Origin of the sequence: Selenomonas sp., assembly GCF_052169755.1 — a bacterium.
Lineage (GTDB): Bacteria > Bacillota > Negativicutes > Selenomonadales > Selenomonadaceae > Selenomonas.
The window spans coordinates 1-8,982 of record NZ_JBQNBV010000084.1 but is presented as its reverse complement, the minus strand read 5'-3'; the positions used below and the strand labels follow the sequence as shown (position 1 = coordinate 8,982).

Below are 8,982 nucleotides of genomic sequence, written 5' to 3'. Positions count from 1 at the left end.
GACGAGCGCCGCCAACTCGGCAAGCGTCTTCATTGCCATCCCTCCATGAAATTTATCGGACCGATTCCTTCGCACCTGTCGCAAAGTAGACCGTCTTCGGCGTGCTCATGCCGAGCTTTTCCGTCGCGATGCGGCGCACGCGCTCGGGCGATTTCATCTGTGCGATCTCAATCTTCAGATGCTCATTTTCCTTTTCGAGCGTTTCCGCCTGCTGCTGTATCTTCACGAGATCGTAGCCGCGGCTCGCCGTGATGCCGCTTCGGATCGTCACCGCCATCGCCATGATAGAGACCAGCGCGAGCAGCAAGAAGCAGCGGGAGCGCAGATGCGTGTTGAGCGTCGGCCGTCTCTTAGGCGGCGGCGCGGGTTTCTCGATCCGCTGCGGCTGCGGCTGCAACTCCTCTTCAAAATACTCATATTCCCTTTGTCTTGCGAGCATCTGTGATCCCTCCTTGACGATAAACTATGCGCAACAAATATCGTGCGCCCTTTCCTTATATCTTCTCCGCCACGCGCAATTTCGCGCTCTTGGCGCGTGGATTCTCTGCAGATTCTGCGGTGCTCGGCTTCTGCGCCTTGCCCAAGAGCCTGACCTCCGGCTCGTGACCGCAAACGCAGACGGGAAGCCCGGGCGGGCATATACAGCCGCGTGCGAGTTCCTTGAACGCCTGCTTGACGATGCGGTCTTCGAGCGAGTGAAACGTGAGGACGGCGATCCTGCCGCCGGGCGCAAGCGCGTGCACCGCATTCTCTACACTCGCCTGCAGGATGCCGAGTTCGTCGTTCACCTCGATGCGGATCGCCTGAAAGATGCGCTTCGCCGGATGACCGCCCGCCGCGCGGCGCACACCCTTGGGCACGGCGCGGCAGACGATGTCAACGAGTTCTCCCGTCGTCTCAATGGGCTTTTCCTGCCGCGCCGCTGCGATGAATGCGGCGATGCGCTTCGCCCAGCGCTCCTCGCCATAGTCGCGGAAGATGCGCCAAAGCTCCGCCTCGTCATATTCGTTGACAACCTCGTGCGCCGACAGGAGACGCGACGTGTCCATGCGCATGTCGAGCGGCGCGTCCTGCATGTAGGAAAAGCCGCGCTCTGCCGTATCGATCTGATGCGACGACACGCCGAGGTCGAAGAGCACGCCGTCGACAGAAGCGACGCCGAGACTTTGCAGAACCGAGGCGAGCGCACGGAAATTCGAGCGCACGACATCGACGCGGCACGAGACGCCGGCAAGCCGCTCTTTCGCCGCGCGGATCGCCGCCTCGTCCTGATCGAGCCCGATGAGCCGTCCTGCGGGCGAGAGCCTGTCAGCGATGCGCCGCGCATGACCCGCGCCGCCCAGCGTACAGTCGACGTAAGTGCCCGCAGGCTTCACGGCGAGAGCCGCCAGAGTCTCCTCCGGCATCACGCTCGTATGGCGAAACTCCATGCACTCACCTCAAATCCCGAGATCCGTCAGCGTCTCCGCGATCTTCGTGACCATCGGATTCACCTCGGCGTTGTAAGCATCCCAAGCCGTGCGGCTCCAGATTTCGGCGCGCGTCATGACGCCGTTCAGGACGACATCCTTCTTGAGGCTCGCATAGGCGCGCAGGTTCGCAGGCACGAGGAAGCGTCCCTGCTTGTCCAATTCCAGCTTGCGTGCGCCCGCAAAGAAGAAGCGTGCAAAAGCGCGAGCCTCAGGTTTCGACATCGGCAGCGCCTTGAGCTTCGCCGACAGCCGCTCCCATTCCTCCTCGCCGTAGAGAAAGAGGCAGTTATCAAGCCCCTTCGTGATGACAAACGAGCCGCCAAGTTCCGGGCGAAAATCCACAGGCAGGATCACGCGCCCCTTCGCGTCAATCGTATGCGTGTATTCGCCCATCAACATCTCGCTTGTCACCTCCTTCACCAGTGCTCTCTATATTAAACCACATTTCCCCACTTTTCGCCACTTCATTGTCTAGTTTTAATTCTTTCTTTCCCGTCTTTTTCCTGCCTCTTGTTTTCATTTTTTTCATCATGCGCCCATTTGCCGCAAAAAATAAAGAGAAAGCACCCCCTTTACCAAAGGCAAGGGACTGCTTTCCCACAAACATATTTTCTTTTTTGAAGCAAGAAGAAGCCGCTCTTTTCCCTACCGCTTCTGCCAACCGAAATTCTCGAAAATCGGCAAGTAGCGCAGACGCTTCTGAAACGACCCTTCCGTGTTTTCCGTATGGAAGATCGGCACGCGGTCGATCGCGTAGAGATTGCTCGCGCGATCCGCGTTGCCGTAGCGCACGGTGAACGCCATCTTGTAGCCCGCTTCCTTCACGAGATGCGCGATATGCAGGTTGTACGCGCCCCCCGGATAGGCGAAGCATGTGACCGTCTTGCCGAGCTTCTCCTCGATCATGCGCTTCGAGGCGGAAAGCTCCTCCTTGACCTCGTCATCCGTAAGGCTCGTCAACGCACGGTGCGTCATCGTGTGCCCCTCGATGGAAAAGCCGCTCTGCTCCATCTCGCGCAGCTGCTCCCACGTCAGATAGCCCTTCTTCTTGCCCACCATCTCCGTGACGACAAGGATCGTCGCCTTGAAACCGTACTTCTTGAGAATCGGGTACGCCTTTTCATAATTGTCCACATAGCCGTCGTCAAACGTGATCATCACAGGCTTTTCCGGCAGCTTCCCCACACCTGTCAATGCGCCGTAAAGCTCTTCCGGCGTGATGGACTGAAAGCCGTTTCTCTGGAGCCATGCCATTTGCCTATCGAAATCCTTTGGCGCGACGGCAAGCGAATGATTCATATCGTTGACCATGTGGTAGTTCAAAATGCGCACCTTCGCACCCTGCTCGACTTCCTGCGAAATGCGTGCATCAATGTCCCCCGTACCCGCCGCCAAAAACAGCGCAAAGAACAGCACGAAAAGCGGCAGAAATTTTTTCATGAAACCCCAAGCGGTCAAGCCAAAGGCGCAGACCGATTGGCTAGGTTTCTGTAAGGACGGCGCACAATGTCCACAAAGCGGACGTTTGTGCGTGTAGTTTGTCATCTCTTTCCTCCTCCGACTCATGCCTTGCTCACACCCAACTCGCGCATCAGGGCGTTCTGCAGGACGTTGGAAAAGTTCACATTGTGCTCTGCAGCGAGTGTATCAAGCCATGCGGGAACGGAGAGCGTCTTCTTGACGGATTTCGCGTTGTATGCCCTGTCATAGGCGAGCTTGTCGAACGGCACCATGAGGACGAACTGGTCTTTTTCGAGCGGCAGATCCTGCGGCAAGGACGGTGCAGGATAGTCTGCAGGAGTGACATCCTCCAGCATGAGTCCGATGGCGTCCTGCGTCATGGCAAGCGCCTCCTCCATCGTCTCCCCCTGCGTCATGCAGCCGGGAATGTCAGGGATGAATACGGAGTAGCCCTGCTCCTCACGTTGAAATACAGCAGGATAAAAATACAGTCGTTTCATTCGCTTCATCATTGACCTCCATTCTGCTCGGGACGTTTCAATCCCGCTTCCTTCAGAAGCTGCTGCTCGATGCCTTTCTTAAGCTCCTTTGCGTGTACGGGAACACTGACCGTAATATTCTTTTCCACATTGCGATACTTCTGATGAGAGCCGTTGTTACTCTTGATATAGACAAACCCATTCTCCTTGAGGAGCCGAATCATCTCCTTCGGTGTCAGCGGCATTCGCATCCTCTCCTTTGCCTCGATTATACGTCATATGACGTACTGCGTCAAATTCTTCCAAAAAATGGTCAGCAGAATAAAAAAGAAACCTCTAATTTTCTCTACATAAAAGTCTTGTCGGGGGGGGCATTTGTAGTATGATATTACATATTATGAACAAATGAGGCAAAACGATTTCGTGGAGGTGTTTTTATGGGTTTAGGAAAGCGCATTGACCCGCAGGCAGAGGCGGCGTCTCCTTTGCCGCCGAAGAAAAGCGAAACGGAGGAAAAGGCGTCCGATACCTTTGCGCCCGAAGAGCCGAAGTACACGTTTGATGACATGATCCTGCCGCCGCGCGTTCGCGAGCAAATCTTGAACGCTGCCGACTATGCCCAAAACAGCAAGATCGTCTTTGAACAATGGGGACTCGAAAAGACGCACAAATATTCCAAGCGCATCGGCATCAACCTCTACGGCGAGCCAGGCACGGGCAAGACGATGGCGGCACATGCCATCGCCAAGCATCTGGGGCGCAAGATCATCATTGTCAACTATGCCGATGTCGAATCCAAATACGTCGGCGAAACGCCAAAGAACATCCGCAAGGTCTTTGAAGCGGGAAAGGAAACGGGCAGCATCATCTTCTTCGATGAAGCCGACGCCATCTTGAGCCGCCGCGTCACCAACATGACGAGCGCCACCGATGTCAGCGTGAACCAGACGCGCTCCGTCATGCTCATGGCGATGAACGAATACCAAGACTTCATCATCTTCGCCACAAACTTCATCTCGAATTTCGATCCCGCCTTCATGCGGCGCATCTCCATGCACGTCAAATTCGAGCTGCCCGACGAAGATTGCCGTCAAAAGCTCTGGGCGATGTACCTGCCTGGAAGTTTGCCGCACGATCTTGATACGGCTGAAATCGCTACGAAGTACGATGGCGTTACCGGCAGTGACATCTCCAACGCCGTACTCAACGCCGCCTTCCGCGCTGCCAGAAAGCGTGAGACTCGCGTGCCCCGCGCTCATTTCTTCGAAGCCGTCGAGGACATCCTGCACAGCAAGAAGGCGAACCAAGGACGCACGCATGAGACGGAGACGACCGTCCGCCCCGTATCCGAGGAATACGTCAAGGAGCAGCTCGCAAAGGGCAAGGAGATTAAAATATGATAGTGGAACTCGCAACTCTCGCCATCGCAGGAAGTTTCATAAAGAATAAAAATCAAAACAATCCGCTAAGCGGCACTGCCGTGAAAAAGGTCTCAGAAAATGAAATAAAACCAGAGATACTAAAACGCTTAGAAGCAAAAATCAAAACATCCAAGGCATAACTATAGCAGTTATGCCGCTGCAAAACCCATAGGGAGGGAATATCATGATACCACTTTTAATCGCTGGAGGCTTGTTAATCGGCACTGTTCTAATTGTAGCAAATTGGAACGATATTGTAGACTGGATTCGGGACTTCATCCCTAAATTAAAGGCTGCTTGGGAAAAAATTCGTCCACATGTTCCACATGAAATGCAATTCCTCGGTGACAAAATCGTAGAAGCAGGCGAACATCTTGTACAAATCATTCACAAGTTTTATTACCGCGATGAAAAAACCAACGATTTAATGGAGGGAACTACAATTCGCAAAGTCAACGAAAGCGAGGTGCCGCCCCATATTCTAGCAAAAATCTCAAAGAAGCAGCCCGCCGACATTTCACGAGAAATGGAATTAATTATGGAAAACTAGCGCAAAGGAGGCCCTCTTATGAAAACGGGAAATTTCAGCACCTTTGACAGAAACATCCTAGCGGCAAAAAAGACAATCGACAGCATCTACGACTTTTTCTCTAAGATCAAGGATTTCCAGCGCGAACTCGACATCGATGAAGCCGCGAGCTTCTATACGCAGGGAGTCGACGATGTTATCCTTGTCGAGCAGAAGAACAAGAATATCCTCTATGTAGGCGGACAGTTGAAGCTGCAGTACATTGACGAAAACATCTTCCTGCTGAAGCTCGACCTCTACTTTCAAGATGCTGAAGAGAAGTGGGTACAGCGCAGCACGCAGACGACGAAGGCACTGAAATACCTGACGCCGCAGGCAGTGCAGGAATTGCGCGAGAAGCGCGAGATCGCCTTTGAAATCGACCCGCCGAAGGAACAGGCTGCACCAGCACCAGCATCGGCATCAACGCCCGAGCCGATACTCGCCCCCTCTACAAAAGCAGCGCCTGCCGCAGACGGCAACGAGCACGCATGACCTCGGACGACCGCTTCCCATGTCAACGATGTGCCGCCTGCTGCTCCTTGGTCGGCGAAACAGCGCTTGGGAAAGCGCTTGCCTTACCCGACGGCAGTTGCAAGCATCTGGACAAGCAGACGAATCTTTGCAGCATCTACGAACATCGCCCCTCTTTTTGCCGCGTTGATGAGTATTACGAAAAAAACTGCGCATCTACAATGTCACGCGAAGCATTTCATCGCCAAAATCTCACCTACTGCGAAATGCTTCGCGACAAGCAAAGGAAAAAACAAAAAGCAGCAAAAATATAGCTAGCCATACAAAAAGGGCTGTGACAAAATTCTCTCGCATTTTGTCACAGCCCTTTTTTTGAACAACATAATTGCGCTTCACGTTTTTCATGTCCCGTCCACCGCTCCACCTTGACTATACTATAAAGCGCGTTCAAGGCGACAAGGCGACGATCCCTCCTGCGAGATGCACGCAACAATGTCCCCATACCCATCGCTAGGAGCAGGAGCAGCGCGGATGCAAGCAAGATTGACGGCAAAATTACCGCCAGAATCGTGTCATGTTCTTTCCTCCCTTAGTCGCGAATCGCATTGGCAATCGTCGCCGCCTTGACGGCAGCCGCCTTTATAGCATCAGCATCCGCCCCCGTGACGTTGACATTCTTCGTGACCTTCGCCTCGTAGCTCTCACCACGCACGATGTCCGCGAGGTCGATGCCCGTCGCCGCCTTGACCGTCTGAAACGTCTTCGCCATGACGAGCGGCACATTGTCTGCCATCGGCTCGACCGCAGAGGCGCTACTGCCGCCGATGATGGATACATTGCCGATGCGCTCAAGCGGCTTTGCCACTTCCGAAGCGATCTGCGGCAGAATCTCAACGATCATCTGCGCCATAGCCGCCTTGCCGTATTTCTTCAGCGCTTCCGCCTTGCGATCCATCGCAGCGGCTTCCGCCTCGCCTTTCGCCTGGATTGCGGCAGCTTCAGCCTCGCCCTGCGCCTTGATTCCTGCCGCTTCCTGCTCTGCCGCATAGCGCGAGGCCTCCGCCTCAGCCTTCTTTGCCTCCGCCTTGCGCTGCGTTTCGTAGAGCGCGGCTTCCGCTTCACGCTGACGCTTGGCAAGATCGGCCGCCGCCTTCTGCTCGACGGCATACTTTTCTGCGTCCGCCTGCTTCTGAATCTGCGCCGCAAGCTCCTGCTCACGCACGGACACCTGCTGCTTCTTCAGCTCCTGCTCACGCTCCGCCTTCGCGATCTGCGCATTGACCGTAGCGGCCTGAACGGATTTCTGCTGCTCCTGCGCCTGAATTTCGTAGGCTGCATCCGCCTCCGCGCGCTTGATATCGGACGCCCGCTTAAGCTCCGCCTGCCGGATGGCAAGATCGGTCTGCCTCTGGGCAATCTCAAGATCCGCCTCTACCTGCGCATCGTTCGCTTCCTTTTGCGCCTGCGCCTTTGCTACCGCAACATCGCGCTCCGCCTCAGCGCGCGAAATAGCCGCCATCTTCTTGATGCGCGCCGTATTATCCGCACCGAGGTCGACGATCAGACCGTTATTGTCCGTGACATTTTGAATGTTGCAGGAGATGATCTCTATGCCGAGCTTCTTCATATCCTGCGCCGCTTTATTGACCACCTGGTCGGAGAAACTGTCGCGATCCGTATTGATGGCTTCGAGCGTCAGCGTACCGATGATTTCCCGCATATTGCCCTCAAGCGAATCCTGCAAATCCTTCGCGATCTGCTCTCCTGAGAAATTCAGGAAATTGCGCGCCGCGAGCTGCACGCTTTCCTCATCGCGCCCGACCATGACCTTGGCGACAGCATCGACATTCACATTGATATAATCGTTCGTCGGCACGGGCGTCTCCGTCTTGATGTCCACAGAAATCTGTCCGAGGAAAAGAGAATCCATGCGCTCAAAAAAAGGAATGCGTGCGCCGCCCTGCCCGATGAGGATGCGCGGGCGCTTCTTGATGCCGGAAATAATGAGTGCCGTCGACGGCGAAGCCTTCACATAACCGCGCGCCAATACGGCTAAAAGCACAACAACAAACACGACGGCAAAAGCAATCCCTGCGATAAGAAAAATCCCCATAAATCTCGCGGCGCATCGCAAAAGCCAAGCGCCGCTTCCACCCCCTTTGCAGATATCTCCCTCTCGTCTATGCCTTACTCACACCCAACTCGCGCAGCAGAGCATACTCGTTTTCTCCTTTTCTTGGATTATACGTCGTATAACATATTTCGTCAAATTCCGTGAGGTGGCAGTGTCAAACCGATTCCCCCTCACTCGTTGCATTTTTCGTCCGTATTTGATAGAATGTATAATCGCAAATAAAGGGGGATTGGCCATGTTTATTCTAAGATACAGTGCATACATACTCATTTCTGCCCTGCTGCTCTTCGCAGGCGGCGATACAGCTCTGGCAAGAGCAATCGAGCATGCCGAAACGAATGAGCAAAACACTCATCCGATGATTGTCAAAATGCCGAAGGATTTATCCACGCTTTCCGAGGGCGAGACCATCACACCGGAATCGATGCTCGAAATCGAACCCGTCGTCCTGCGCGCCCACGGTGAGCAGCTTGTCATGGAGCTGCCGCCCCTCGGTGAGCCATTCGCTGCCTATGAACTCGCTACCGGAGTCACTACATTCATCAATGCACATTTCTTGAATATGGGTTCTCCCTTGCCAATGTCCGCCCTCGTCCTTCACATTCCTTCCCGCGCGGATACCCAGCCTCCTGCCGAACAAGACCTTAAGAATACAATCGACGATTTTATCGGCTCGTATCAGGAAAACTCCCGTGTAACGAATCTGAAGATCCTCAGCAATGAGTCGACGGTACAGGACGCGCATCCCGCTCGGCATCTTACCATGCGTGCGGATCTCGAAGGGGCAGATACCATTCTCGACGTGCTGGTTCTCGCCTCAGAAACGGGAACCTGGCTCATTCACCTAAACTACGACCCAAATGATAAAAACATCGTCAACCACGCGCATTTCCTGTTTTCCTCCATCAGCCTCAACGAAGATTCCGAAAAAACATCGCCATAAAGCGAATGGTACCGTACGGACATCCACAAT

At 54.4% G+C, this 8,982-nt stretch carries 14 protein-coding genes; 6 read left to right on the top strand and 8 right to left on the bottom strand.

All coding sequences use genetic code 11. The features are described from left to right. Positions 1-52: 52 nt before the first annotated feature. The 7 genes from ftsL to ACTTKG_RS06970 form a co-directional block, all read right to left on the bottom strand. Entirely contained in the window at positions 53-439 is a 387-nt protein-coding gene (gene ftsL / locus ACTTKG_RS07000; protein ID WP_442673516.1) for a cell division protein FtsL, read from the bottom strand. Positions 440-494: 55 nt separating this feature from the next. Next, on the bottom strand, positions 495-1,430 hold the full coding sequence (gene rsmH / locus ACTTKG_RS06995) for a 16S rRNA (cytosine(1402)-N(4))-methyltransferase RsmH (protein ID WP_442673515.1): 936 nt from the start codon (positions 1,428-1,430) through the stop codon (positions 495-497). A 9-nt stretch (positions 1,431-1,439) separates the two neighbouring features. Beyond that, a complete protein-coding gene (mraZ, locus tag ACTTKG_RS06990) occupies positions 1,440-1,871 on the bottom strand; it encodes a division/cell wall cluster transcriptional repressor MraZ (RefSeq protein WP_442673514.1) in 432 nt (143 codons plus the stop codon). Beyond that, positions 1,840-2,133 (bottom strand): hypothetical protein, encoded by a 294-nt coding sequence (locus tag ACTTKG_RS06985; RefSeq protein WP_442673513.1) that lies wholly within the window; start codon positions 2,131-2,133, stop codon positions 1,840-1,842. Before ACTTKG_RS06985 ends, mraZ begins: the two co-directional genes overlap by 32 nt. Next, positions 2,118-2,912 (bottom strand): polysaccharide deacetylase family protein, encoded by a 795-nt coding sequence (locus ACTTKG_RS06980; RefSeq protein ID WP_442673517.1) that lies wholly within the window; start codon positions 2,910-2,912, stop codon positions 2,118-2,120. The genes ACTTKG_RS06985 and ACTTKG_RS06980 overlap by 16 nt, the downstream gene beginning before the upstream one ends. A 122-nt stretch (positions 2,913-3,034) precedes the next feature. After that, on the bottom strand, positions 3,035-3,442 hold the full coding sequence (locus tag ACTTKG_RS06975; protein ID WP_442673512.1) for a type II toxin-antitoxin system HicB family antitoxin: 408 nt from the start codon (positions 3,440-3,442) through the stop codon (positions 3,035-3,037). Then, entirely contained in the window at positions 3,442-3,657 is a 216-nt protein-coding gene (locus ACTTKG_RS06970; RefSeq protein ID WP_442673511.1) for a type II toxin-antitoxin system HicA family toxin, read from the bottom strand. The genes ACTTKG_RS06975 and ACTTKG_RS06970 overlap by 1 nt, the downstream gene beginning before the upstream one ends. A gap of 192 nt (positions 3,658-3,849) precedes the next feature. Between ACTTKG_RS06970 and ACTTKG_RS06965 the strand changes: the two genes are divergently transcribed. The 5 genes from ACTTKG_RS06965 to ACTTKG_RS06945 are packed head-to-tail and all read left to right on the top strand — an operon-like array spanning position 3,850 to position 6,189. Next, positions 3,850-4,812, top strand: a complete 963-nt coding sequence (locus ACTTKG_RS06965; protein ID WP_442673510.1) for an ATP-binding protein — start codon at positions 3,850-3,852, stop codon at positions 4,810-4,812. Continuing rightward, positions 4,809-4,973: a hypothetical protein gene (locus ACTTKG_RS06960; RefSeq protein ID WP_442673509.1), complete on the top strand. Its 165-nt coding sequence runs from the start codon at positions 4,809-4,811 to the stop codon at positions 4,971-4,973. Before ACTTKG_RS06965 ends, ACTTKG_RS06960 begins: the two co-directional genes overlap by 4 nt. Positions 4,974-5,017: 44 nt before the next feature. Beyond that, positions 5,018-5,383, top strand: coding sequence for a hypothetical protein (locus ACTTKG_RS06955; protein WP_442673508.1), 366 nt, complete (start codon positions 5,018-5,020; stop codon positions 5,381-5,383). An 18-nt stretch (positions 5,384-5,401) separates the two neighbouring features. Beyond that, the gene (locus ACTTKG_RS06950; protein ID WP_442673507.1) at positions 5,402-5,896 is read left to right on the top strand and encodes a hypothetical protein; all 495 of its coding nucleotides are present in this window, start codon (positions 5,402-5,404) and stop codon (positions 5,894-5,896) included. Next, positions 5,893-6,189 (top strand): YkgJ family cysteine cluster protein, encoded by a 297-nt coding sequence (locus ACTTKG_RS06945; RefSeq protein ID WP_442673506.1) that lies wholly within the window; start codon positions 5,893-5,895, stop codon positions 6,187-6,189. Before ACTTKG_RS06950 ends, ACTTKG_RS06945 begins: the two co-directional genes overlap by 4 nt. Before the next feature lie 275 nt (positions 6,190-6,464). Here ACTTKG_RS06945 and ACTTKG_RS06940 read toward each other — a convergent pair whose 3' ends face one another. After that, positions 6,465-7,988, bottom strand: a complete 1,524-nt coding sequence (locus ACTTKG_RS06940) for a flotillin family protein (protein ID WP_442673505.1) — start codon at positions 7,986-7,988, stop codon at positions 6,465-6,467. A gap of 256 nt (positions 7,989-8,244) precedes the next feature. Here ACTTKG_RS06940 and ACTTKG_RS06935 point away from each other — a divergent pair, with 256 nt between their 5' ends. Next, positions 8,245-8,952, top strand: coding sequence for a hypothetical protein (locus ACTTKG_RS06935; protein WP_442673504.1), 708 nt, complete (start codon positions 8,245-8,247; stop codon positions 8,950-8,952). Positions 8,953-8,982: the final 30 nt, after the last annotated feature.